Below are 24,137 nucleotides of genomic sequence, written 5' to 3'. Positions count from 1 at the left end.
CCCGTCTCGTTTAGGATCGTAAGGTGCAAGAACCAACGCAGGACCACCTCATCGGGACTACCGTCGACGGCCGATATACGGTCCGTTCACGCCTCGCAAGGGGCGGAATGTCCACCGTGTACCTGGCTACGGACCTACGCCTCGAGCGCGACGTAGCCGTCAAAGTCCTGCACCCGAACCTGGCCAACGATCCCACCTTCCTGCAACGCCTGAGCCGCGAAGCCAAGGCTGCAGCCAGTCTCTCCCACCCGCACATCGTGGGGGTCCTGGATCAGGGCGAGGACGGCCATATCGCCTACCTCGTCATGGAATACGTCAAGGGACACACCCTTCGCGACGTCATGACTGAGCAAGGGGCCCTCCCGCCGCGACTCGCGTTGGCGCTGATCGATCCTGTCATTGAAGGACTCGCCGCCGCGCACGGCTCCGGGCTGATCCATCGCGACATCAAGCCCGAGAACGTCCTCATAGCCGACGACGGGCGCATCAAGGTGGCCGACTTCGGATTGGCCAGGGCAGTCTCAGCCAACACCAGTACGGGCGCCCTGATCGGTACCGTCGCCTACCTGGCCCCTGAACTTGTGCTGGGCCAGGCCGCTGACGCCCGCAGCGACATCTACTCCGCCGGCATCATGCTGTACGAAATGCTGACCGGGAAACAACCCTACGCGGGCGACTCACCCATCCAGGTGGCGTACCAGCACGTCAATTCCGTTGTCGGGCGGCCGTCGGACGTGGCTCCCGGACTGGCAGACGACCTGGACGAACTGGTTCAGTGGTGCACCGCCACAGATGCCGAAAACCGTCCCGTCGACGGCACTGCCCTGCTGACGGAGCTGCGCCACATCCGAACCACCCTCACCGATGAGCAGCTGGACCACAGGCAGTCCCCCGCCCCGACGCCGCACTCCCCTGCATACGCACCTGAATCGGCACCGGTAGGCAGTCCGGCCGGGAATCCCACCGAGGCCTTGGCGACCACGGCGTCGCCCACTGAGTTCATCTCACAGCAGCGCAATCCCACCACCATCATGGCGGCAGCGGGCTCGGGGCTCCAACGTTCCACACAGGATCCCACCGACCACGACCTGAACCAGCCCGGCAAGCGTGAGCTGAAAAGGATTGAACGGCAGCAGGCAAAAGACCGCGCCAGGGCTGCGGCGACTCCGGTCCGCCAACTCCGTGAAGGCAACCCACGCCGCCGCGGCATCATCTGGGCCGTCGTGATCGTCATCCTGGCATTGTTGGCAGCCACTGCCGGGTGGTTCTTCGGCATGGGTCCCGGGTCTCCCGGAACCATACCCGACGTCAAGAACAAGACCGTGGCGGAGGCCCAGCAATTGCTCCGCACAGCCGGCTTCCAGTCTGAGCCGCGGGACGTGTTCGACGACGACATCCTGCCCGGTTACGCTGTGGGAACGGAGCCCAGATCCGGCGCGGAAGTCCGGAAATTCCAATCCGTCACAGTCTTCGTTTCCAAGGGTGCACAGCTCTTTCCGCTGCCGACGCTCACGGGAGGCACACTGGCGGAGGCCAAGACCGCCCTGAACGCGGCGCAAATGGCGCTTGGCAACGTAACCGAAGCCTTCGATGACAAGGTGCCGGCCGGCGTCGTGATCTCACAGGACCCCGCCACCGGCAAGGAAGTGCGGCATGGCACACCTGTGGCTTTGGTGGTGTCCAAGGGGCCGCAGCCGATTCCCGTCCCCGATGTCCGCGGTTTGGCGAAGGACGCCGCCATCAAGGCCCTCCAGGACGTGGGATTGAAGGCTGTGGTCGCCCCGGATAAGGTTTTCGACAAGTTACCCGACAATGGCGTCGTGTCGCAGTCCCCAGCGAACGGCACCCTAGTCAAGGGTGACACCGTGACGCTTACACTTTCCAAGGGCCCCAAGATGGTGAAAGTACCCAACTTTGTGGGAAAGAACGCCGATGCCGCAGAGAAAGAGCTCAAGAGCCTTGGTTTTGAAGTGCTCAGAAAACAAGATGTGGTGATCTTGAACCTCGTCCTGGTGCAGAACCCCGTCAACATCGAAGTTCCCGAGGGTTCCCCCATCACACTGACCGTAGTCTGATACCCAGGAAACAACAGAAGGCGCGGTCCCCTATCAGGGGACCGCGCCTTCTGCTTTGTCAGTTCATGGTGTCAGCGCTTGGAGAGGGCGCCCGCGACCAGGAACGCCATTTCCAACGACTGCATGTGGTTCAGGCGCGGGTCGCAGACCGACTCGTAGCGGTCCAGGAACGCGTCCTGGTCGATCGGATCGGCACCGCCCAGGCACTCCGCGACGTCGTCGCCCGTCATTTCGACGTGAAGGCCGCCCGGGACCGTACCTAGCGAGTGGTGGACCTCGAAGAAGCCACGGACCTCGTCAATGACGTCGTCGAAGTTGCGGGTCTTGTAGCCGTTGGGCGATGTGACCGTGTTGCCGTGCATCGGGTCCGTGACCCACAGGACCTGGGCACCGGAGGCAGTAACGCGTTCGACGACGGCGGGCAGCTTCTCGCGGATGTTCTTGGCACCCATGCGGGTTATGAAAGTGAGGCGGCCCGGTTCGCGGTTGGGGTCCAACTTATCGATCAGGCGCAGGGCGTCATCACCGCTGGTGGTCGGGCCAAGCTTGACGCCGATCGGGTTCCGGACGCGGGACAGGAAGTCAACGTGGGCGTGGTCGAGTTCGCGGGTCCGCTCACCGATCCATAGGAAGTGCGACGACGTGTCGTACGGCAGGCCCGTGCGTGAGTCGATGCGTGTCAGCGCGCGCTCGTAGTCCAGCAGCAGTGCTTCGTGGCTGGCGAAGAATTCGACGCGCTTGAGTGCCTCAAAGTCGGCGCCACAAGAATCCATGAAGCTGATGGCCCTGTCGATGTCCCGCGCCAGGGACTCGTAACGTGCATGGGCGGGGTTCTCGGTGAACCCCTTGTTCCACTGGTGCACCAGGCGAAGGTCAGCAAAGCCCCCCTGTGTGAACGCCCGGATGAGGTTCAGGGTGGATGCGGAGGTGTGGTACGCCTTGAGCATGCGGCTTGCGTCGTGTGCACGTGACTCTGGAGTGAAGTCGTAACCGTTCACAATGTCGCCGCGGTACGCGGGGAGGGTCACGCCGTCGCGCGTTTCATCGTTGGAGGAGCGTGGCTTGGCGAACTGGCCGGCCATGCGGCCCATCTTGATGACGGGCATGGCGGCGCCGTACGTGAGAACGACAGCCATCTGGAGGATGGTCTTCACCCGTGCACTGATCTTGTCCGCCGTTGCTGCCTCGAACGTCTCGGCGCAGTCTCCGCCCTGGAGGAGGAAGGCCTTGCCCTGGGCAGCGGCGGCGAGCCGTTCCCGGAGGACGTCCACTTCACCGGCGAAAACCAACGGCGGCACCGCTGACAGCTCTTTGACGGAAGCCTTGAAGACCTCGGCGTCCGACCATGTTGGCTGCTGGGAGATCGGCAGGTCCCGCCAGGCGTCAAGCCCGGGATAGTTCGCAGCTCCGCTCTGGGCGGTGCTTGCGAGGGGGTCTGCAATGGCGGGTGCGGTGTTCGCGGTTAGCTCAGTCACCCTTAAAGAGTAGTAGCCTCCGGCGGCGTTGCGGGACTGAAGCCGTAACTGACGATGGCCGGTGCGTCACAGTCTCTCCGCTGATCCATTCGCCCCGCTCCGCGGTTCATCCCTGTCATCGGAGATGTCGGGGGTCGCGTCCTCGGCAACCTCGACTTTCCGGACCGGCTCAGGGCCTTTTCCGGCGAGCTGGGCCTTGACCACTGCTGCGTACTCATCCACGTACTCCTGACCTGAGAGGCGCATCAGGCTGGACATGATTTCATCTGTAACGGCCCGCTGGACCTGGCGGTCGTCCTCCATGCCGTAGTAGCGGCTGAAGTCCATCGGTTGCCCAAAGATGATGCCGATCCGGCGGATATTTGGCAGTCTCTTGCCGATGGGCTGGACCTTTTCGGTCCCGATCATGGCTACCGGCACTACCGGCACCCGCGTCTGAAGGGCCAACTTGGCGACGCCCACCTTGCCGCGGTAGAGCCTGGCATCGGGGCTGCGGGTGCCTTCAGGGTAGATTCCCAACAATCCTCCGGACGCCAGCACATCCTTTCCTGCCTGAAGCGACATCTCCGACGCAGCGCCGCCCGAACGGTCCATGGGGAGCTGGTTGCTTAACCGGAAAAACATCGCCGTGAGCCGTCCTTTAATTCCCTTTCCAGTGAAGTACTCGGATTTGGCCAGGAAGATCACCGGGCGGCGAACCATCAAGGGAAGGAAGATGGAGTCGGAAAAGGACAAGTGGTTGGAGGCAAGGATGGCTGCGCCGTTGTCGGGAACGTTGTCCAGGCCCTTGACCCAGGGACGGAACAGAAGCTTGAGGATCGGACCAAGGAAGATCCTCTTCATGACCCAATAGAACACGTTAGTCCCCTTACGGCCGACGGTTGGCATGCTTCCGGCAACCCGGCCGGCACTCAACAGCAACCCTACTCCAGTGAGAAATCTCCAGAACAGTGACACGATGGGACGCATGACGGAACGCCCTTCACCTGCTGCGCCGCTCGCCTTCCACTATGCGGGGCATGGACCAAACGCCTCCACTGGCGTGGCCATCTGCCACGGTTTCACGGGCAGCCCCCTGAGCATGCTCCCGTGGGCTGAGTATCTGGCCTCCCAGGGATTTGCCGTCTCCGTGCCGCTGCTCCCCGGCCACGGCACCAGTTGGCATGACCTCGCAACCACCCGCTGGCAGGACTGGTACCGGACCTTCGAGCAGAGCTACCTTGAACTTGCTGGACAGACCAGGACCTGTTTTGTTGCCGGGCTGTCCATGGGAGGTGCCGTGGCACTTCGGGTTGCCGCAGTCCACGACGTGCCTGGCCTGGTGCTGGTCAATCCCGGCCTCAGCTTTTATGACAGGCGCGTGAAGTACGTGGGCGCCCTGAAGTATGTCATGCGGACCACCACCCCCATTGTGGAGGACTCACCGGCGCCGGCCACCGATGAGACGGGCGACTACTCCAAGACTCCCTTGAAGTCAGTGCACGAGCTGAAGAAGCTTTTCCGCGCCGCGACCCGTGGCCTGCCGGAAGTGCAGGCACCTGCATTGGTATTCAAATCGGCGGTGGATGGCGTCATCCCTCCGAGTTCCGTGGCCACCATCGAACGGCACATCGCTTCCTCGCGCCTGAAGGTCGTGACCCTTCCCCATAGCGGGCACGTAGCCACCCTGGATGTGGACGCGCCCACCATTTTCGAAGAATCCGCCAGGTTTTTCCGTCAGCACGCCGACGACAGAGTAGCCTCAGAGTCATCATGAACATGCTTCCGGATTTCTCGCCGTTCTCCAGCCAGTGGAACGGGATCGGGCCACGCGTTGGCGTTGTGATGTCCCATGGCTTCACTGGCAGCCCGCACAGCGTCAGGCCGTGGGCTGAACACCTGGCCGCTGCAGGCTACGCTGTCCGCCTGCCCCTGCTTCCGGGCCACGGCACCACCTGGCAGGACATGGCCACCCGTTCCTGGCGGGAATGGCACCGGGCAGTTGACGATGCATACCTCGAACTGGCGGCCGAGTGCGACTACGTCTTCGCTGCAGGCTTGTCCATGGGCGGTACCCTGGCCCTGCGGATCGCGGCCACCCGACCCGTAGCCGGCACTATCGTGGTCAACCCGGGACTGGTCCTCGATGACCCGCGTGCAGTGGTCGTAGCCGCGTTGAAGTATGTGGTGAAGTCGACTCCGGCCATCGCCAACGACATCCTCAAGCCGGACCAGGATGAAGGTGCCTACACCCGAACGCCGGTGGCTGCAGCCCATCAACTCAAGAAGATGTACAAGGACACTGCTGCCCTTCTCCCCCGCATCAATGCTCCTGTTCGTGTCTACAAATCAACAGTGGACAACGTCATCTCGAAGGCCAGCCTGGAACTCCTTCGTTCCCGCTCCAGCGCGCCTGTCGACATCCACTACCTGGCCAACAGCTACCACGTGGCCACGCTCGATAACGATGCCCCCGAGATCTTCCAGGGCACGGTGGACTTCATCCAAAAAACCGTTGCGAACCTGGCCGGACACGGAGCTTCCCCCGAAAAGGACACCGCCCATGAACAGGCCTGATCCCAACTCCGCCGATCAAAGCGCGAACAAGGATGACGACGCCGTATGGCTGGACCTCGTGGCCAGGCTGGAGGCCACGCCCTCGCCGTCCACGGAACACTCGGACCCACCACGTGAGGAGCCCGAGCCAGTCGACGGCGGACGGCCACAGCGGGGTACCGGCAAGGCGTTCAAGGACTTTGATCCGCTGGGACTAACGACGCCCGCTACTGAACCTTCGACAGACGCGTCCGCGGTCCCGGACACGGTTGAGGGTGCAGGCCGGCCTTTGGGCCCCCGCGATTTTGAGGTCGAGGACCTGGACGATGCCTTTGTCCCCGAAGAGCCACCCAGTTTGGCGGGCACCGAGCCCCTGATCATGCTGGCATGGGTCGGCGCAGTGGGAGGTCCTTTGGCACTGCTGTTCACGGCCATGTTCTGGCGGTCCGCGCCACTGACCGCGGTGATGGGGATCGTCGCGGCCTTCGTGGTCTCGGTCGTCTACCTCATCATGCGACTTCCCCAGGAAAAGAATGAGGACGACGACGGCGCCCGCCTCTAGGTGCCTACGCCCCCGTTTTGTCCTACGTCCCCTTTGGTCCTGCGGACTTAGCTGTGCGCGCGTCCGCTGACCCGCGATAGGTCTGCAGCACCGATCATTCCGGCCCGCGGACCGAGGGCAGCCAGGTCAATCCTGGCCATGGGGCGGAATCCGCGCCCGGTAAGGTTCTTGGCGAACGATTCCCGCGCCGGGCCAGCGAGCAACTCCCCTGCATCGCACAGTCCTCCGCCGATCACGAACGTTCCGGGGTCGAGGGCAGCTGCGAGATTGGCCAGGCCAAGTCCCAACCATTCTCCCTGGTCTGCCAGAAGCTCGCGCGAGGTGGCGTCCCCGGCCAGGGCCAGGGATGTGACGGTGGCCCCGGTCATGTTCTCGGCCGTGCCACCTGCCCTTTCCAGGAGCGCCCGCCCCTCGGGAGAGTTCGTCCGGACCAGTTGCCGGGCTTCCCTTCCCAAGGCGTTGCCCGAGGCATACTGCTCCCAGCACCCTCGGTTACCGCATTCGCATCGGTGCCCTCCGGGGAAAATGATCTGGTGGCCGAATTCGCCGGCCACGCCGTATCGGCCGCGCTCCACCTTGCCATCCATCACCATGGCACCACCAATACCTGTACCCAAGGTGATGCACACCAAGCGGCTCTCACCGCGTCCTGCACCGAAGCGCCACTCTGCCCAGGCCGCCGCGTCGGCGTCGTTGGTCAGCAGTACCGGCCGCCGGAGCAGTTTTTGCAGGCTGTCCCGCAGGGGCTCATTGCGCCAGGCCAGATGGGGGCTGAAGAGGACCGTGCCGCCGTCGAGGTCCATCCACCCTGCGGCACCGATTCCCACCGAAGCGACACGGTGCCCGGCGCTGAGCTCGTCAACGAGCTCCACAATGGTCTGTTCCACAGCCCGCGGGTCGGACCCTGGGGTCGAGCGTCGGGCTTCAGCGAGGACGCGCCCCTCCGCGTCCACCACGCCGGCCGCCACCTTGGTGCCGCCTATGTCGATCCCGATCGCCAGCCCCCGCCGGCCCATGTGGCTGCGGCGCGCACCCCAGGGAACATCCTTGAAGACCGGCGCTGGAGGCCTGAGTCGGGCACGGGAGCTGGACCTAAATGCGGGCATCCCCTCATCCTATTCGCCAGCCCCCGCACTACGGGAACCGGGCGCCCCCAAAGGGCCCGAGTTGCTTGAAATGACGGGTAATCCGTAAAGTTACTCGCCAGTAGGTGAAATAGAACACACCTCCATGAGCGGGCATACTAGAGTGAAAGCAGCCCCTCGTGGCCCGTGCATATCAAAGGAGCTAGCGTGCGTGAAATCAGTGTTCCTCCCCTCGTGAGCATCGCTCCGGAAACCAACATCACGGACTTCGTGATTCGGGCAGCGGAGAAGGCATCCAACCCTGCACTGTTTTCCAAGCTGGACAGCAACGCCCAGTGGCAGGACATTCGCGCCAAGGATTTCCTCGCGGACGTGCAGGCCCTTGCCAAAGGCCTGATTGCCAGTGGAGTAGGGCAGGGCGACCGAATCGGAATCATGTCCAGGACCCGGTACGAATGGTCCCTCGTAGACTTCGCCATCTGGTTTGCCGGCGCAGTCTCGGTGCCCATCTATGAAACGTCCTCTCCCTCGCAGGTGGCGTGGAACCTGGGCGATTCCGGCGCAGTGGCGGCCTTTGGCGAAGCAGCCCACCACGAGGACATCATCCGCCAGGCGGTTGCCGCGGAAGATATCAGCTCGGTAGCCAACGTGTGGCAGCTTGAGGGTACGGGACTGGATGCACTCCGCGCTGCCGGCGCGGGAGTATCCGATGACGAACTCGAATCACGACGTTCCGCCGCGGGGCTGGCTGACCTTGCCACCATTATCTACACGTCAGGCACCACGGGCCGTCCGAAGGGGTGCGAACTGACCCATGGCAACTTCGTGGAGCTTTCAGAGAACGCCCGTGCGTCCCTCCCGGGAATCATCAACGAAGACGGCAAGACCATCATGTTTCTGCCCCTGGCCCACGTCTTTGCCCGCTTCATCTCGGTCCTGGCCGTGGCCGGTGGAGTCAAGGTGGCCCACACCCCCGATATCAAGAACCTGCTGGCCGATCTGCAAAGCTTCCAGCCCACCTTCATCCTTGCTGTCCCCCGCGTCTTTGAGAAGGTTTACAACTCAGCGCTGACCAAGGCGGAGGACGGCGGTAAGGGTGCGATCTTCCACCGGGCCGTGGACACGGCGATCGCCTACTCCAAAGCCCGCCAGTCCGGGTCACTGGGGCTCGGGCTGAAGATCAAGCATGCCGTGTTCGACAAACTCGTCTACGGAAAGCTCCGGGATGCCATGGGCGGCCACGTGGCCCATGCCGTGTCCGGTGGCGGTCCCTTGGGGGAACGCCTGGGCCACTTCTTCCAGGGCATTGGGCTCCAGATCCTGGAAGGGTACGGGCTCACGGAGACCACTGCCCCGATTTCGGTCAATACACCCTCCATGATCAAGATCGGCACAGTGGGCGCTCCCCTGCCCGGTAACTCCGTGAAGATCGCTGACGACGGCGAAATCCTTGCCAAGGGTGTATGTGTGATGCGCGGCTACTTCAACCGGCCGGACCTGACTGAAGAGACCTTCACTGATGGATGGTTCCGCACGGGCGATATCGGCGAACTGGACAGCAACGGGTTCCTGAAGATCACTGGCCGGAAGAAGGAAATCATCGTCACCGCCGGCGGCAAGAACGTGGTTCCGGCCCTCCTTGAGGACCAGATCCGCGCCGATGCGCTGGTCTCACAGGTCCTGGTGGTTGGCGACAACCGTCCCTTCATCGGCGCTCTGGTCACCTTGGACGAAGAGGCCCTGCCGGGGTGGCTGGAACGTCACGGACTCCCCGCCAAAACCTCACTCGACGAGGCTGCCGGGCACGCGGTGGTCAAGGCCGCCGTGCAGGAACTGGTCAGCAAGGCCAACCAGTCTGTTTCCCAGGCCGAGGCGATCAAGTCCTTCCGGATCGTCACCGCCGACTTTACGGAAGCCTCAGGGCACCTCACCCCCTCCCTGAAAGTCAAGCGCGCCCAGGTCATGAAGGACTTTGACGCGATCATCGAGGAGATGTACTCAGCGCCCCGCGCCTCCTAGCGAACGCAGCCCACAGCGAACAAAAAAGTACCCCGTCCCACAGTGACCAAGTCAATGCGGACGGGGTACTTTTTTGGCCGATTGCTAGCCGATCACCAGCAGCAGATCGCCACCTTGGACCTGCTCCACCGAAGAAATGGCGAGCCGCGAAACCGTGCCTGCCACCGGCGTCGTAATTGACGCTTCCATCTTCATGGCCTCAATGGTGGCAACGGTGTCGCCTGCGTTGACGACGTCCCCTGCCTTGACTGTGACAGTGACGGCACCGGCGAACGGAGCGGCTACCTGGCCCGGCTGGGCGGGGTCGGCCTTCTCCGCAGCCTTGACGTTGCTGACCACGGATCGGTCCCGGACAACCACGGGGCGGGACTGGCCGTTGAGGGTACACATGACGGTGCGCATACCCTTCTCATCGGCCTCGGACACGGCTTCCAGCTGTGCGATGAGGCGCACGCCCTTCTCCAGCTCGATGACGTGCTCTTCGCCGTGCTGGAACCCATACAGGTAGTCACGGGTATCGAGCACCGAGATGTTTCCGTAGCTTTCAACACTCTTCAGGTAGTCCTTGGTGGGCCCTGCGAACAGGAGCCGGTTCAGTGTGTGCTGTCGGGTCTTGGAGTCACCCTTGAGGGCTGCACTGTCCTCGGCGCTGATCTCCACGTCGCGGACCTTGACGCTGCGTCCCTGGAGGGCCTTGGTGCGGAACGGCTCGGGCCAACCTCCCGGAGGATTACCGAGTTCGCCCGACAGGAAGCCGATCACGGAGTCCGGGATGTCGTAGTTCTGCGGATTCTCGTTGAAGTCCGCGGGATCTGCGTTCAGTCCTACCAGGTGCAGTGCGAGGTCGCCCACCACCTTGGAGGACGGCGTCACCTTGACCAACCGGCCGAGGATCCGGTCAGCTGCGGTGTACATATCCTCGATGGCTTCGAACTGCTCCCCCAGGCCAAGGGCAATCGCCTGCTGGCGGAGGTTGGACAGCTGGCCACCAGGGATCTCGTGCTGGTAGACACGGCCTGTGGGACCCGGTAATCCCGACTCAAAGGGAGCGTAGACCCTGCGGACCGCTTCCCAGTAGGGCTCCAGGGCACCCACATTGTCCAGGCTCAATCCGGTGTCACGGGGAGTGTTGGCCAAGGCCGCAACCAGTGCAGACGCTGCGGGCTGGCTGGTGGTTCCTGCCAGGGAAGCTGCTGCTACGTCAACGGCGTCCACGCCTGCGTCCACGGCCGCCAGGAGGGTTGCCAGCTGGCCGCCCGCGGTGTCGTGCGTGTGCAGATGGACCGGAAGGTCGAACCGCTCACGCAGCGCCGACACCAGCTTCGCGGCGGCTGCGGGACGCAACAAGCCGGCCATGTCCTTGATCGCAAGGATGTGCGCACCGGCGTCGACGATCTTTTGCGCGAGGTCCAGGTAGTAGTCAAGCGTGTACAGGTCCTCGTTGGGATCGAGGAGGTTACCTGTGTAACACAAGGCCACTTCGGCCACAGCCGTACCGGTCGCACGCACAGCGCGGATGGCCGGCGCCATCTGGTTCACGTCATTGAGGGCGTCGAAGATACGGAAGATGTCGATGCCCGTGGCGGCGGCTTCGTTGACGAATGCCTCCGTCACTTCTTCCGGGTAGGGGGTGTAACCGACGGTGTTGCGTCCGCGGAGCAGCATCTGGATACAGGTATTCGGCAAAGCCTGCCGCAGAGCGGCCAAACGGTCCCAGGGGTCTTCGCCAAGGAAGCGGAGCGCGACGTCGTACGTCGCTCCACCCCATGCTTCGACGGAAAGAAGTTCCGGCATCAGGGCCGTCACAGCGGGGCCCGCAGCCACCAGGTCCCGCGTACGGACGCGGGTGGCCAGCAAGGACTGGTGGGCGTCCCGGAACGTGGTGTCCGTAACCGCCAGTGCCTGCTGTTCACGCAGCGCCTTCGCGAAGCCTTCCGGCCCCAGTTCCTGCAGTTTCTGGCGCGAGCCGGAGGTGGGAACCGGACCTTCAATGGCCGGAAGTTTGCTGGCCGGGTCGGTGTGGACCTTCAGCTCGCCGTTGGGCTTGTTCACCGTGACGTCAGCGAGCCAGGTGAGGAGCTTGGTTCCACGGTCTGCTGAGATGTGGGACTTGAGGAGTTCGGGGCGCTTGTCGATGAAGTCCGTAGCCACGTTGCCCGCGTTGAAGTCGGGATCGGCGAGAACTGCCTGGAGGAAGGGAATGTTCGTGGAAACGCCGCGGATGCGGAACTCCGCCAGCGCCCGTCGTGCGCGGGCTACAGCAGCGCCATAGTCCCGGCCACGGCAGGTGAGTTTGACCAGCATGGAGTCGAAGTGCGGGCTGATCTCAGCACCCGAGTAGACGGTACCGCCGTCGAGCCTGACTCCAGCGCCGCCAGCGGAGCGGTATCCGGTAATCTTTCCGACATCCGGGCGGAAGCCATTGGCCGGGTCCTCCGTGGTAATGCGGCACTGAATAGCCGCTCCCTTGATGGAGACCGAGTCCTGGCTCAGTCCGAGATCCACGAGGGTTTCCCCCGAAGCAATCCGCATCTGGGCCTGCACGAGGTCGACGTCCGTGATCTCTTCGGTCACCGTGTGTTCCACCTGGATACGGGGGTTCATTTCGATGAAGACGTGCTGGCCGGCCCGTTCACCCTCGGTGTCCACCAGGAACTCGACCGTTCCGGCATTGACGTAGTTGAGGGCTTTCGCGAAAGCGACAGCATCGCGGTACAGCGCCTGGCGGATGTTCTCGTCCAGGTTTGGCGCAGGAGCGATCTCCACTACCTTCTGGTGGCGTCGCTGGAGTGAACAGTCACGTTCAAAGAGGTGCATGACGTTGCCCTCGGCGTCGGCCAGGATCTGCACCTCGATGTGGCGGGGGCGCAGCACGGCCTGCTCAAGGAACATCGTGGGATCGCCAAAGGCGGCGTCGGCCTCGCGCATGGCGGACTGCAAAGCCTCGGGCAATGCCTCGCGTGTTTCCACGCGCCGCATTCCACGGCCGCCACCACCAGCGACGGCCTTGGCGAAGATGGGGAACCCGATCTCGTCTGCGGCGGCAATGAGCTCATCAAGGTCCTTGGAAGGCTTGCTCGACTTCAGGACCGGGACGCCGGCTTTGCGTGCCGCTTCCAGGGCTGCGACCTTGTTGCCTGCCAACTCCAGCACCTCGGCCGGAGGACCGACGAAGGTGATTCCGGCGGCTTTGGCAGCACGTGCCAGATCCGGGTTTTCCGAAAGGAACCCATAGCCGGGGTAGATGGCGTCAGCGCCGGCTTCCTTGGCGACGCGGACAACCTCCTCCACGTCCAGGTACGCGCGGACGGGATGGCCCACCTCGCCGATCAAATAAGCTTCGTCGGCCTTTTGCCGGTGGATCGAGTTGCGATCCTCATGCGGAAAGACGGCTACGGTCTTGGCGCCCAGTTCATAACCAGCGCGAAACGCCCTGATCGCGATTTCGCCGCGATTGGCCACCAGAATTTTCGAAAACATACTTCTCCTGCATCATTGCGGGTGGATCGGTCGGTGGTCACAGTGTGTAGTGCCGCCAGCATCAAACACAAATCTTTGTGGCAACCATCACAAAGGAATCGTCATGTGGGCTGTATATGCGTGCGCGCGACCCGACGCCGTGCTATCGGGAGAGGTTCCGTTGGCCGCCCGGGCGCGTAGAAAGCGGGAATCCGTGGCGATGCACCATATGATGTTGAGGGGGTTCGGCAAACCCCGGCTCCGGTGCGTCCGGAGCCGAATCAGCGCGATACGGCAACCGGCGTTAGGTTTTGGTTTTTCAAGTGCAAGTAGTCAGCATCAGCAGCCTCAAAGGTGGCGTCGGAAAGACGTCCGTGACCACTGGCCTGGCGTCCGCGGCCCTCGCAGCCGGCATCCCCACCCTGGTGGTGGACCTCGACCCGCACGCCGACGCCACGACGGCCCTTGGCGTGCAGCCGGGCTCGCAACTGGACATCGGCAGGATGCTGAAGAGCCCCCGCAAAGCCAAAATCCAGGAGAACGTTGCCAGCAGCAGCTGGGTTTCCAACGGCTCCAGCAACGGCACGTTGGATGTCGCCGTCGGCTCGGCCTTCACTGGAATCTATGACCGACCGGACCTGGGGCGCCGCGATCTTCGCAGGCTGTCCGCGGTGCTGGCGGGTACTGCCGCCTACGAACTTGTCCTGGTGGATTGCCCTCCGTCCCTCAATGGCCTGACGCGCATGGCCTGGAGCGCCAGCGACCGCGTGGTCCTCGTCGCTGAGCCGGGGCTGTTCTCCGTGGCCGGCACCGAGCGCACCATGCGCGCCATTCAGTTGTTCCGCCAGGAGTTCGCGCCCAACCTGGCCCCCGCCGGAATCGTTGCCAACCGGGTACGCACGGGATCGGCTGAGCACACGTTCCGCTTGGCCGAGATGGAATCCATGTTCGGGGAGCTGCTTTTGACGCCCCACATCCCCGAACAGGCCAACTGGCAACAGATCCAGGGTGCTGCGCATTCGGTCCACCACTGGCCCGGTGACTCTGCCAAGAATTCCGCCAAGCTCTTCGACGCCCTCCTCCAGAATCTGCTGGAAGGCCAATCCGCCGTGCGGGACCGCCGTCAGCGGTAGCCTCCCCGCTACTACGCAACACAGAAAGGGCCTCTCCCCCGTGGGGAAGAGGCCCTTTCTGTGTCCTGCGAATTCTTTGTGGTTGGTTCCTAACCGATGCGGCGCGCTACCCGCCGCTTGCTCAATTCGTCGTCCGGAAAGGACTGCTCGGCGGCATGCTCGCTCGGAAGGGCGGCCAGGCTTCCCTCAACTTCCCGCCATACGCGCCCAACGGCGATACCAAATACACCCTGCCCGCCCTGCACCAGGTCAATGACCTCATCGGCTGACGTACATTCATACACGCTGGCGCCATCGCTCATCAGGGTGATTTGGGCGAGGTCCTCGACGCCGCGCTCCCGCAGGTGCTCCACCGCGGTCCGGATCTGCTGGAGGGAGACTCCAGTGTCGAGCAGGCGCTTCACCACTTTGAGGACCAGGATGTCCCTGAAGCCATATAGACGCTGCGAACCGGAGCCGGCCGCCCCGCGGACTGCAGGCTCAACCAGTCCCGTACGCGCCCAGTAGTCGAGTTGCCGGTACGTGATGCCTGCGGCTTTGCAAGCGGTGGGGCCGCGGTAGCCCGCGTCCTCGTCCAGCACAGGAAGGTCCTCTGTAAAGAGCAAACCTTGGGCGCCGGATGCGGGCGCAGCAATGCCGGCAGAGGACTGCTTCAGCTCGCCTGCTTCGCCTTTCGGACTCACGTGACCTCCTTGTTCTCAGTTCCCTTGGGGACGGTGCACACACCCATACAACACCGAAATGCAGCATTGTAATTCCCGCAAGACGGCACCTTCCAGTGTGACTTGCGTGGGCAGCGGATGCAACGGGAACTTGATACCTTCGACGTTAGGCCCGCGGAGGTCCGAAATCAAAGACCTTGGGTCCGAATTCACATCGTGTCGAAAGTTTCACCCTCAACTTTAGGCTTAGGGTGCCGTCAGCCCTCGAAATCCTCAGGCTCGACGTCATCGAGGAACTCACGGAAGCGGCGCATCTCACGCTCTTCGTCCACCGTTGGATCCGGTTCCGAGTCTTCGCCTTCGTCGTGTTCGGTAATGCGGACGCCGGCTTCTTCCATCACGGCATCGGCACACCAGATACGGCATTTGGCCCGCAAGGCAAGTGCCAACGCATCCGAAGCGCGCGAACTGACTACCGTGCCGTCGTCGAACTGCAGTTGTCCGTAGAAGATGTTGTCCTCCACGGCGACAATGTTGACGCTGATGATCGAATGCCCCAAGGACTCCACCACGTCCACCAGGAGATCATGGGTCATGGGCCGTGGAGGGACGACGCCCTGCTGGGCAAGGGCAATGGCGCTGGCCTCAGGGGTACCTATCCAAATGGGAACATGACGCTCGCCATTGAGTTCCCGCAGGAGGACCAGCGGCTGGTTCGACGGCAGTTCGATCCGGACGCCGACGATTTCGACCTCGATCATCAGCCGTCCATCCGGGAAATATGTCCGTGGACCAGTGCCCTGTGAAGAGTCAGGCAGAGGTCACTGATCTCGCGGGCGGCCTCGGCTGCCCGCGCTTGGGAAGCGGCGTCGCGGCGGGATGTCAACGGAGCGACAGCCCGTTCGACCAACCCAAATTCGCGTTCCGCAGCAGCCTGGAAAGGACGGAGGTGACGCGGTTCCAGCCCATGGCCCTCCAGTTGGACACATGCCCTGGCGACCTGAAGAGCATGTTCATCGAACTTCCCGCCGCTGTGGCTGATCAGTCCGAAACTCAGGAGCGACTCCAACAACGGCACGCTGGCGCCGGACTCGGCACGCAGTTGCTCTTCCGTCAGGGCGCGGGCACGCCCCTGCACGTCTGCCGCCATCTCGGCGGAGACCACCCGGGGAGAAACCGTGACTCCCGGCGGGAGGTTTTCGGGACGCTCTCCACGGTCAATGGCGTCGAGGTAATCCTTGATGACTTTGAGCGGCAAGTACTGGTCCCGCTGCAGGGCCAGCACAAAACGGAGCCGCTCCACGTCGTGATCGGCGTACTGCCTGTAGCCGGCAGGAGTCCTCTTGGGGTTAATGAGGCCCTTTTCCTCGAGGAAACGGATCTTGGACGCAGACATCCCCGGAAAGTCGTCGCTCAGCTGAGCAAGGACTTCCCCGATGTTAAGGACCTGCGGTCCGCGGCGGTCCGGCTGGGCAATAGCCACAGGCAGATACCCCGTCAGACTTGGCCTGCAGCGCGGACAGGGCTCAGGTAGTAGGTCAACCGGAACTTGCCGATCTGGACCTCATTGCCACTCTTGAGCTGCACGCGGTCCACGCGGTCGTGGTTGACGTACGTTCCGTTAAGGCTGCCCATGTCCACCAGCTCAAAACCGGTAGCCGTCCGGAGGAACTGGACATGCTTCCGGGACACGGTGACATCGTCAAGGAAGATGTCCGCATCGGGGTGGCGTCCAGCCGTGGTGGTGTCTGCATCGAGCAGGAACCTGGCACCGGCGTTAGGGCCGCTGTGCGCGATCAGCAACGCCGAGTTCGGCGGCAGGGCGTCCACCGACGCCCGCTCCTCGGCACCCAGCTGGGGTGCGATGCTGGGCTCATCCCACGTTGGCGTGATGCTGATCGAGGTGGTCTCCGACGTAGGCTGCTCCTCCGCGCCGTTCCCGACATTGGCTTGATTCTGTTCGCCGCCAACCATGGAATTTCCTCCTCATCCGCTGGCATTTCCAAACCTGCCAGCACTTCCGCATCCCGGTACCGCCGGGCAAATCGGTTCCCGGCCCGCCGTACCCCCTCCCACAAGGGGAAACGGCCTGACGGGCCAGATAACTTTAGCCTACCTGTTGTTCGTACTCCGATGCACTGAGCAGGGAATCCACGGCATCTGCCTCGGCCAGTTTTACTTCGATCAGCCAACCTTCGCCGTAAGGGTCGGAGTTGATAAGGGCAGGGTCAGTATCAAGGGCGTCATTGCGGTTGATGACTTCTCCCGTCACCGGAGCGTAGATATCACTGACACTCTTGGTCGACTCGACCTCCCCCACCACTTGGTTTCCGGTGACTTTGGTGCCCGGTTCGGGCATCTGGGCGTACACGACATCGCCCAGCGCGTCCTGGGCGAAGTCCGTGATGCCAATCCGCACCACCCCTTCGGAGTCCGGGGCGGATACCCATTCGTGTTCCGCGGTGTAGGACAGGTCTGCTGGAATATTGCTCACGGGTGGCCTTTCATCGGGATATTGACGAATCTCGACGGCGGCCCGCAATGCTGGCCACCGCTGAAAGTATAGGCACATTTCCCCTGCACCCAAGGGGGTCTCTGCCATGATTGACCCAAGACTGAACAAGCACAAGTACCAGCCCGGGAAAAGGGCAATGCGGGGGTCAAAGCCATTCTGGTACCGGTGGCATTGCTTATCGCCACGGGCGCCTGCTTCATCCTCGGCGCAGGACGGCAGAGTCTTGGAGCGAGCGTCCCGGCCGGGATGTTTTAGAGCTTCGTCTTCACCTTCTGTCAAAACCCGCCACGGAATAGTCCGTGGCGGGTTTACTTTTTTGCCGGTAGGGCTGACGCTCAGGCGACAGTCGCCCCGCGTGGTTCGCGCTCGACGTCGGACGCTGCAGCAGGTGCCGGAACTCCCCCGCGCTTGGCTGCGGCTGCCGCAATGACCATGACCACAAGAGCTGCGACCGTGATGCCCGCGCCGGCCCAGATGGGCGAGGTGTAGCCGAGGCCGGCTGTGATGGTGACCCCACCAAGCCAGGCCCCCAGCGCATTGCCCAGGTTGAAGGCACCAATGTTCGCACCGGACGCCAACGTGGGCGCCGTGGAGGCGAAGTGCATGACCCGCATCTGCAGGCCCGGAACTGTCGCGAACCCAAACCCGCCCATCAACGCCAGGGATACCAGGGTCGCTATGCTGTTGGACGCAGTGAGGGCGAAGAACACCAGCACGAGGACCAAGCCCGCGAGAATTACGATGAGCGTCTTATCCAAGGCTTTGTCAGCTGCCTTCCCGCCGAGGAAGTTCCCCACAAAGAGTCCGCCTCCGAACAGCACCAGGAGCCACGGCACCGCATTGGACTCGAAACCGGAGACTTCGGTCAGGGTGAAAGCAATGTAGGTGAAAGCGCCGAACATTCCGCCGAAGCCCAGGATGGTGACCAGGATCGAGAGCCAGACCTGGCCGGACTTGAAGGCACCCAGTTCGCTGCGAAGGCCCTTGGTGGGTTCCGTGCTGGCCTTGGGGACCATGAGCGCGATGCCGAGGAGGGCGATGACGCCAATCGCAGTGATCGCCCAAAACGTGGAGCGCCAGCCGAAGTTCTGGCCCAGGAGGGTTCCAAAGGGCACGCCCAGCACATTGGCGGCGGTGAGGCCGGTGAACATGATGGCGATGGCTCCGGCCTTTTTGTGGGGCGCGACCAGGCTCGCGGCCACTACAGACCCGATACCGAAGAAGGCTCCATGGCATAGCGCGGCGATGATGCGTCCGATCAGCATGGCTGTGTAGCTGTCGGCGATCGCGGACAGGAAGTTGCCGGCAATGAACAGGACCAGCAAACCCATGAGGACAGGTTTGCGCGGCAGGCGGGTTACCGCAGCCGTCACCAGGAGGGCACCGACAGTGACGCTGAGGGCGTAGCCGGAAATGAACCATCCGGCAGAAGCCTCGCTGACCTGGAAGTCGACAGCAACTTCCGGCAGGAGGCCCATGATCACGAATTCGGTCAGTCCGATACCGAATCCGCCTAGGGCAAGGGCAATCAACCCTGCGGGCATGTGGAGCTCCTTATCTGGGTGGTTCCCACGGGAGTGGAAGTGCATCCCCGGGAACCGTAGAATAATAGTTGCAGACGCTCTATATATAGTTGCACACGCTAGATACTTGCGCAAGCAACTACATTTGGGTGCGTCTGTCGGAGGCCAGCTAAACAACTGAGGAGCACAGCACACATGGGCATCAAGGATGACGCCGTCGAGGTTCGGGCACAGGGCTGGCGGACCCTTGCGGCCCTGCATGGAAGCATCGAAGCGGAACTGGAGAAGGCACTCCAGGCTGCAAGCGAGCTGTCCGTCGTCGAATACACGGTCCTGGACGCCCTGAGCCGCCAGGACGGCTGGCACATGCGGATGCAGCAACTGGCCCGCGCCACGGCCCTGTCCAGCAGCGCCACTACCCGCTTGGTCAACCGACTGGAAGACCGCGGGCTCCTCACCCGCATTCTGTGCGCAGATGACCGTCGGGGCATTTACACCGAGCTGACGGCATCCGGTCAGAAATTGCTCGAGGCAGCCAAGCCGGTCCATGACGACACCTTGGCAGCTGCGCTGGATGCCGCCGAGGCCGTGCCGGAGCTTGAACCCCTCGTCCGGGCGCTCGGCGCGCTGCAGAAGGCCTAGCCAGGTCCCGGTCTTGTCCGTTTCCCCCGGGCGTAGAACGCAGGAACCAGCGGACAAGCCCGGGTGAAGTTGGCATGTTAACGACCAAAGGCCGGAATCGCCGCGTTTCCGCGTGATTCCGGCCTTTATGGTCGGGCTGACAGGATTTGAACCTGCGACCCCTTGACCCCCAGTCAAGTGCGCTACCAAGCTGCGCTACAGCCCGCTGGTTCCACCGTTCTCCGCCTAAGTTTTCCTCCGAAGAGTCCCACCTAAGCAGTCCGGCCGAACCACCTCCAAAAGCTTACACGAAGTTGGAGGGTGCCAACGCCATCTCAGCCAAACTCGGCTGTGATGCCCGTCTCACTCAGCGCTTCTTGCCACGCTTCTCGCGGACACGCATGTTGACTTCGATGGGCGTGCCCTCGAAACCGAACGTTTCGCGGAGGCGGCGGGTGATGAAACGGCGGTATCCCGGGTCCAGGAAGCCTGTGGTGAACAGGACGAACTTCGGCGGGCGGCTGGATGCCTGGGTGCCGAAGAGGATGCGCGGCTGCTTGCCACCACGGACGGGGTGCGGGTGCGCAGCGACCAGTTCGCCCAGGAACGCGTTCAGGCGTCCGGTGGGAATGCGGCGGTCCCAGCTCTCCAAGGCCGTGTCCAGGGCAGGGACCAAGCGGTCCTTGTGCCAGCCGGTCTTGGCTGAGATGTTGACGCGCGGCGCCCACTCGACGTGTGCCAGGTCCTGCTCGATTTCGCGTTCAAGGTAGCGCCGGCGTTCGTCGTCCAGCAGGTCCCACTTGTTGAACGCGAGAACCAGCGCACGGCCGGACTCGATAGCCAACTGGAGGATGCGGACATCCTGTTCACTGAGGACTTCGTCGACGGCAAGAAGCACGACGGCGACCTCCGCCTTTTCAAGCGCAGCCTGGGTACGCAAGGAGGCATAGAAGTCAGCACCCTGCGCCATGTGCTGGCGACGACGGATACCGGCAGTATCCACGAAGCGCCAGGTGCGGTCGCCGAGTTCGATGAACTCGTCAACCGGGTCACGCGTAGTACCGGCCAAGGTGTCAACCACTACACGCTCGGAGCCCGCGAGCTTGTTCAGGAGCGAGGACTTGCCCACGTTCGGGCGGCCGATCAGGGCGATACGGCGAGGTCCGCCGGTGCGGTCCACGCCTTCAACCAGGGAGTATTCGGGAAGCGTGTCCATGACGTGGTCAAGGAGGTCGGCGACACCGCGGCCGTGGAGCGCGGAAACGGGGTACGGCTCGCCAAAGCCAAGGCCCCACAGGGTAGCCGTATCGGCTTCCTGGGCGAAGTCGTCAACCTTGTTGGCCACCATGATGACCGGCTTCTTGCTCTTGCGGAGCATCTTCATGACACCCTCGTCCGTGGCGGTCGCGCCCACGGCGGAGTCCACCACGAAGAGCACGGCGTCGGCGAGTTCCACAGCCATCTCGGCCTGCTCGGCGACCCGGGCGTGGATGCCCTTGGCGTCGTGCTCCCATCCACCGGTGTCCACGAGGGTGAAGTTGCGGCCGTTCCAGTGGGCCGAGTACATCACGCGGTCGCGGGTCACACCGGGGGTGTCTTCCACGACGGCTTCACGGCGGCCCAGGATGCGGTTGACCAGGGTGGATTTGCCCACGTTCGGTCGACCGATGATCGCAAGGACGGGGTCCAGCTTCAGGGGGCCTTCGTCGCCCTCGTCGCCGTACTCGCCACTGAGCAGCGCCGCATCTTCTTCATCGAGCTCGTAATCGTCCAGGCCCGCCCGGAGCGACGCGGCGCGGAGTTCGGCCTCCTCGTCATCCAGGGCAGCCAGGTTCTCCGCCACCTGGTCGGTGCCGGTGGGCGTGTATTCGTCGTCGCCGGCTCCGTGGAGTCCGGATTTTTGAGTCGTATCGCTCATTGCACTTTCCTTAGGGGTGGTCTGCCGGCGTCCCGGCTACTGCTGTTTGGCGGTGCTGCGAAGTGGGCGCTTCGGGCGCAGGCTCACTGGGGAGGTCCTGGCCCGTGGCCCGGATGGCGTCCTGGACGTGTTCAGCCAGGGCCTCGCGGATGTCCGCAGCCGCCCTGTCCATTGAAACACGCCCGGGTTCGCCCTTCCGGCGCTTCACCGTGACTGGTTCGCCGAAGCTGACATAGAGCTTCCGGCGTGGTTTGGGGATATGGTCCCGATGCTCGTCGCCCTGGCGGGTTCCAAGAATGGCGACCGGAATGACTGTCGCGGCGGAGTTCAGAGCCAGCCAGGCAACTCCGCTGCTGATACTTTCCGCCGAACCGCTCCCCCGGCTTCCTTCCGGGAGAATACCGACGCAATGACCGGCGTCGAGCAGTTTCTTACCCGTATGCAGGGCCGCGCGGTCGCCGGAACGGTCCACGGGGATCTGCCCGGAGCCCCTGAGGACCTTGCCGAGGATACCTGTGAACATCTCTTTCTTGACCAGGATGTGCATGGGACGGGGCGAAGCACCGAACATGACCGGGCCATCGAGGAAGCTGATGTGGTTGGCGGCGAAAACCACCGGGCCTGCCGCGGGCACGTTGCTTTTGCCCGTGACCTCTGTCCGGTAGACAACATGGTCAATGATCCATCCGATGGGTCGGCTCCAGAGCCGGCTCCATTGCGCGGGGAGCTGGTTCTTAGTCGCCATAAATGACCTTGCTGACAATAGCCAAGGCGGTATCCACCGTCTCCTCGAAGTCCAGGTCCGAAGAATCAAGTGTCACTACACCGTCGGCTGCCTGCGTGAAGTTCACTACCGTGGAGTCCTTGGCATCCCGCTGGATGACCTGGGCGGCAAGTTGTTCCTTGCTTTGAGTACCGCCCAACTGGATCCCACGACGCCGGAGCCTGGCTTCCTCGCTGGCGGTCAGCAGCATGCGGACCTCGGCATTGGGTACGACGACGGTGGTGATGTCGCGCCCCTCCACCACCATGCGGTGGTGGTGCTGTCCGATGAGGTCCCGCTGCCGGCGAATGAGTTCCGTGCGCGCACCAAGGGTGGTGGCGACCGCACTGACGGAAGAAGAAATCAGGGGGTCCCGGATCTCTTCCGTGATGTCCGTCCCGTCCACGGCTACATACTCCGTGGCTGTGGACGTGCTGATTTCCAACGGAATCTTCTTGGAGGCGTCCTCCACCGCTGCGCCGTCGTGAAGGTCCACCCCGGTCTTGAGGCAGTACCACGTCAGGGCGCGGTACATGGCGCCGGTGTCGAGGTACGCCAGCTTCAAACGCCGGGCCACCTCTTTGCTGACGCTGGACTTCCCCGAACCTGACGGGCCATCGATGGCTATCACCAAAGGCTTACCGGGGCGGGCGACCGTTTCCGGGCCAAAGAATTCTCGTGTCATTACTGGAGTACCCGCCATCCACGGTCAGTCAGAGCTTCAACAAGGAGATCGTGTTTGCTGGGAAGCACGGAGAGCTCCACCATGCCCACGTTTTGGCCCGACGAATGGTCCAGCCGGAGGTCTTCGACGTTGACACCGATTTCCCCAATCTCCGTGAGGAGGTGCGCGATCTGGCCCGGCTTGTCGTCCACCAGGATGGTGAGCCAGGAGTATGCCTGCGGGGGCCCTCCGTGCTTGCCCGGAATCCGGGCCTGCCCCGCGTTGCCCTCGCTGATGAGTTGCGCCAGGTCGAGGCGGGCACCAGGTGCCAGTGGCTCTTCCAGGGTTCCGATCAGGCGGTTCAGGTCCTCGCGGACACCATGCAGGATCGACACCACTTTCTCCGCGTTGCCACCCAGGATCTGCACCCACAATGTGGGATCGCTGGCTGCAATGCGGGTGGTGTCCCTGAGCCCGTTGCCGGCCAGGGACAACGCATGGAGCGGGGTCCCCTGAAGACGGCTGGCGAGCAGGGATGACATGATCTGCGGCAAATGCGACACCAGGGCAACGGCTTCATCGTGCTCGTCCGCGGTGAACTGCGAAACAGTCGCACCGAGGTCTCCCGCCAGCGAACGGGCTACCTGCAGGGCCGCGCTTCCGGTCTCCTCCGTGGGGCAAACAACCCACGGCATGGACGTAAAAAGCTCACCGCGCGCCGCAACCGGACCGGACTTTTCACGGCCGGCCATGGGATGGGTGCCCACATACCGGGTGAGATCGACGCCCCGCTCCCGGAGTTCGCCCTGGATGCCGGCTTTCACGCTGGCGATGTCGACGACGACGGCGGACGGGTAGTCCACCAGCGCCCTCTCCACCACATCGGCCGTGACGTCAGGCGGTGCGGCAACCACGACAAGCTGAGGCTGCTCGTCAAGCTCGGCCAACGGGCGGCCCGCGCCGATATCCACGGCAACCGCCTGGTTGGTCGGTGATGGGTCAAAAAGGAACACGGGAACCCCGCGTCCGCGCAGGCCCAGGCCTATGCTGGCCCCAAGCAGGCCTGTACCGAGAACGACGACCGGGCCATCGAGATGGCCCCGGCCGTGCGTACCGAATGCCGACATG

At 63.3% G+C, this 24,137-nt stretch carries 21 protein-coding genes and 1 tRNA gene; 7 read left to right on the top strand and 15 right to left on the bottom strand.

Annotation, left to right across the window (positions count from 1 at the left end; all coding sequences use genetic code 11):
* Window positions 1-23 precede the first annotated feature (23 nt).
* The gene (gene pknB / locus NEK97_RS19140; RefSeq protein ID WP_257371309.1) at window positions 24-2,075 is read left to right on the top strand and encodes a Stk1 family PASTA domain-containing Ser/Thr kinase; all 2,052 of its coding nucleotides are present in this window, start codon (window positions 24-26) and stop codon (window positions 2,073-2,075) included.
* A 71-nt stretch (window positions 2,076-2,146) separates the two neighbouring features.
* On the opposite strand, the gene NEK97_RS19135 is transcribed toward pknB, so the two are convergent.
* Together NEK97_RS19135 and NEK97_RS19130 are read right to left on the bottom strand one after the other, a co-directional pair.
* Window positions 2,147-3,550 (bottom strand): class II 3-deoxy-7-phosphoheptulonate synthase, encoded by a 1,404-nt coding sequence (locus tag NEK97_RS19135; protein WP_257371308.1) that lies wholly within the window; start codon window positions 3,548-3,550, stop codon window positions 2,147-2,149.
* A gap of 66 nt (window positions 3,551-3,616) precedes the next feature.
* Window positions 3,617-4,408 (bottom strand): 1-acyl-sn-glycerol-3-phosphate acyltransferase, encoded by a 792-nt coding sequence (locus NEK97_RS19130; protein ID WP_257371307.1) that lies wholly within the window; start codon window positions 4,406-4,408, stop codon window positions 3,617-3,619.
* Between the two features lie 109 nt (window positions 4,409-4,517).
* Between NEK97_RS19130 and NEK97_RS19125 the strand changes: the two genes are divergently transcribed.
* From NEK97_RS19125 to NEK97_RS19115, 3 genes are read left to right on the top strand one after another with little or no spacing between them, the layout of a single operon-like run.
* Window positions 4,518-5,306 carry a carboxylesterase gene (locus tag NEK97_RS19125; RefSeq protein WP_257371306.1) on the top strand — a complete coding sequence of 263 codons (789 nt, stop codon included), beginning with the start codon at window positions 4,518-4,520 and terminating at the stop codon, window positions 5,304-5,306.
* A complete protein-coding gene (locus tag NEK97_RS19120; RefSeq protein WP_235520416.1) occupies window positions 5,303-6,106 on the top strand; it encodes a carboxylesterase in 804 nt (267 codons plus the stop codon). The genes NEK97_RS19125 and NEK97_RS19120 overlap by 4 nt, the downstream gene beginning before the upstream one ends.
* Window positions 6,093-6,647 (top strand): hypothetical protein, encoded by a 555-nt coding sequence (locus NEK97_RS19115; protein WP_257371305.1) that lies wholly within the window; start codon window positions 6,093-6,095, stop codon window positions 6,645-6,647. The genes NEK97_RS19120 and NEK97_RS19115 overlap by 14 nt, the downstream gene beginning before the upstream one ends.
* A 47-nt stretch (window positions 6,648-6,694) precedes the next feature.
* On the opposite strand, the gene NEK97_RS19110 is transcribed toward NEK97_RS19115, so the two are convergent.
* The gene (locus tag NEK97_RS19110) at window positions 6,695-7,753 is read right to left on the bottom strand and encodes an ROK family protein (protein ID WP_235520414.1); all 1,059 of its coding nucleotides are present in this window, start codon (window positions 7,751-7,753) and stop codon (window positions 6,695-6,697) included.
* A 186-nt stretch (window positions 7,754-7,939) separates the two neighbouring features.
* On the opposite strand from NEK97_RS19110, the gene NEK97_RS19105 reads away from it, so the two are divergent.
* Window positions 7,940-9,751, top strand: a complete 1,812-nt coding sequence (locus tag NEK97_RS19105) for a long-chain fatty acid--CoA ligase (protein WP_257371304.1) — start codon at window positions 7,940-7,942, stop codon at window positions 9,749-9,751.
* Between the two features lie 84 nt (window positions 9,752-9,835).
* Here NEK97_RS19105 and NEK97_RS19100 read toward each other — a convergent pair whose 3' ends face one another.
* Window positions 9,836-13,231 (bottom strand): pyruvate carboxylase, encoded by a 3,396-nt coding sequence (locus NEK97_RS19100; protein WP_235520412.1) that lies wholly within the window; start codon window positions 13,229-13,231, stop codon window positions 9,836-9,838.
* Between the two features lie 302 nt (window positions 13,232-13,533).
* Between NEK97_RS19100 and NEK97_RS19095 the strand changes: the two genes are divergently transcribed.
* Window positions 13,534-14,343 carry a ParA family protein gene (locus NEK97_RS19095; RefSeq protein ID WP_257371303.1) on the top strand — a complete coding sequence of 270 codons (810 nt, stop codon included), beginning with the start codon at window positions 13,534-13,536 and terminating at the stop codon, window positions 14,341-14,343.
* Window positions 14,344-14,432: 89 nt separating this feature from the next.
* Here the strand turns inward: NEK97_RS19095 and NEK97_RS19090 are convergent, their stop codons facing one another.
* From NEK97_RS19090 to NEK97_RS19065, 6 genes are all read right to left on the bottom strand, one after another.
* On the bottom strand, window positions 14,433-15,026 hold the full coding sequence (locus NEK97_RS19090) for a MerR family transcriptional regulator (protein ID WP_011774391.1): 594 nt from the start codon (window positions 15,024-15,026) through the stop codon (window positions 14,433-14,435).
* 236 nt (window positions 15,027-15,262) lie between these two features.
* Complete coding sequence (locus NEK97_RS19085) at window positions 15,263-15,766, bottom strand: bifunctional nuclease family protein (RefSeq protein ID WP_231339091.1); 504 nt, start codon at window positions 15,764-15,766, stop codon at window positions 15,263-15,265.
* Complete coding sequence (locus tag NEK97_RS19080) at window positions 15,766-16,482, bottom strand: MerR family transcriptional regulator (RefSeq protein ID WP_257371341.1); 717 nt, start codon at window positions 16,480-16,482, stop codon at window positions 15,766-15,768. Before NEK97_RS19080 ends, NEK97_RS19085 begins: the two co-directional genes overlap by 1 nt.
* A gap of 20 nt (window positions 16,483-16,502) precedes the next feature.
* Entirely contained in the window at window positions 16,503-16,979 is a 477-nt protein-coding gene (locus NEK97_RS19075) for an FHA domain-containing protein (RefSeq protein ID WP_235520410.1), read from the bottom strand.
* 133 nt (window positions 16,980-17,112) lie between these two features.
* Window positions 17,113-17,499, bottom strand: a complete 387-nt coding sequence (gcvH, locus tag NEK97_RS19070; RefSeq protein WP_211711344.1) for a glycine cleavage system protein GcvH — start codon at window positions 17,497-17,499, stop codon at window positions 17,113-17,115.
* A 356-nt stretch (window positions 17,500-17,855) separates the two neighbouring features.
* Window positions 17,856-19,064 (bottom strand): MFS transporter, encoded by a 1,209-nt coding sequence (locus tag NEK97_RS19065; protein ID WP_257371302.1) that lies wholly within the window; start codon window positions 19,062-19,064, stop codon window positions 17,856-17,858.
* Window positions 19,065-19,238: 174 nt separating this feature from the next.
* On the opposite strand from NEK97_RS19065, the gene NEK97_RS19060 reads away from it, so the two are divergent.
* Window positions 19,239-19,685, top strand: a complete 447-nt coding sequence (locus NEK97_RS19060) for a MarR family winged helix-turn-helix transcriptional regulator (protein ID WP_257371301.1) — start codon at window positions 19,239-19,241, stop codon at window positions 19,683-19,685.
* A 128-nt stretch (window positions 19,686-19,813) separates the two neighbouring features.
* Here NEK97_RS19060 and NEK97_RS19055 read toward each other — a convergent pair.
* From NEK97_RS19055 to NEK97_RS19035, 5 genes are all read right to left on the bottom strand, one after another.
* Window positions 19,814-19,890, bottom strand: a tRNA-Pro gene (locus NEK97_RS19055).
* 141 nt (window positions 19,891-20,031) lie between these two features.
* A complete protein-coding gene (gene der / locus NEK97_RS19050; protein ID WP_235520406.1) occupies window positions 20,032-21,582 on the bottom strand; it encodes a ribosome biogenesis GTPase Der in 1,551 nt (516 codons plus the stop codon).
* A 10-nt stretch (window positions 21,583-21,592) separates the two neighbouring features.
* On the bottom strand, window positions 21,593-22,327 hold the full coding sequence (locus NEK97_RS19045) for a 1-acyl-sn-glycerol-3-phosphate acyltransferase (protein ID WP_257371300.1): 735 nt from the start codon (window positions 22,325-22,327) through the stop codon (window positions 21,593-21,595).
* On the bottom strand, window positions 22,317-23,030 hold the full coding sequence (gene cmk, locus NEK97_RS19040) for a (d)CMP kinase (RefSeq protein WP_257371299.1): 714 nt from the start codon (window positions 23,028-23,030) through the stop codon (window positions 22,317-22,319). The genes NEK97_RS19045 and cmk overlap by 11 nt, the downstream gene beginning before the upstream one ends.
* A complete protein-coding gene (locus tag NEK97_RS19035; protein WP_257371298.1) occupies window positions 23,030-24,136 on the bottom strand; it encodes a prephenate dehydrogenase in 1,107 nt (368 codons plus the stop codon). The genes cmk and NEK97_RS19035 overlap by 1 nt, the downstream gene beginning before the upstream one ends.
* Between the last annotated feature and the right edge of the window lies 1 nt (window position 24,137).

The sequence above is a fragment of the Paenarthrobacter sp. UW852 genome (genome assembly GCF_024608385.1).
Lineage (GTDB): Bacteria > Actinomycetota > Actinomycetes > Actinomycetales > Micrococcaceae > Arthrobacter.
The sequence above is the reverse complement of the archived record's forward strand: the minus strand, read 5'-3'. Positions and strand labels throughout refer to the sequence as shown.